Annotated in this window: 1 protein-coding gene; it reads right to left on the bottom strand. The window is 60.7% G+C overall.

Going from position 1 to position 791, the window contains the following annotated elements:
• On the bottom strand, positions 1–791 hold a 791-nt coding region (locus tag OSB52_RS24675), incomplete at both ends, for an MCE family protein (protein ID WP_266063971.1).

The following is a 791-nucleotide window of genomic DNA, read 5'->3' as shown; positions in this document are numbered from 1 at the left end:
TTCGTGTTGAACGGGAAATCGTCATACCGGATGTCGAAGGACGGGTCCTCGCGCTTGAGCCGATCCACCATCGCCTGAGTGCCCTCATACCCCCGCGTACACGCCGCCGGATTATTCGTCTCCAACACCACACCGAAATGAATCTGACCATCCCCCGGTGCCGGACTGTGCGCTCCGGCCGACAGCAGGGACAACATCGCGAACGTCGGACTGATCGCGAATGCGGTGGGCTCGATGGTGCGCACAGTGCTCGCCAACTGCTTGACCACCGTCGAGATGTCGCCACCACTGTCCTGCAACAACGTCGAAATCTGCGTCGCCGACGCCGTACCCGTACTCAACAACCGCCGCAAATCCGGATCCGCAGCCGCCAACGTCGCCGTCACCACATCCAGATTCCGCGACCACGACAAGATCGCATCGGACTGCTCGGCCTGGGTTGCCAACACCACATCAGAATTCTGGATCAACGAAATCGTCTCATCCAACGAGTCATAACCCGCCCGCGACAACTTCGACAACGAATCGGTCAGCCGCGTCAGATCATTGGCCCGACCATCAAACGCCTTACCCAACTCGGTGATCACCGTATGCAGGTCGTCCACCGGTATCGACGACGTGAAATCGATCGCCGAGGCCACCACGTCCTCGAGCTCCGGCGGCACCGACGTATCGGTGATCACCGAACCGTTCTCCAGATACGGTCCCTGCGACGACGTCGGCTGCAAATCCACATACTGCTCACCGATCGCCGACCGATTGGCCACCACCGCCGCCGACGACGCCGGAAT

Origin of the sequence: Gordonia aquimaris, assembly GCF_026262595.1 — a bacterium.
In the GTDB taxonomy this organism is placed as follows: domain Bacteria; phylum Actinomycetota; class Actinomycetes; order Mycobacteriales; family Mycobacteriaceae; genus Gordonia; species Gordonia tangerina.
The sequence above is the reverse complement of the archived record's forward strand: the minus strand, read 5'-3'. Positions and strand labels throughout refer to the sequence as shown.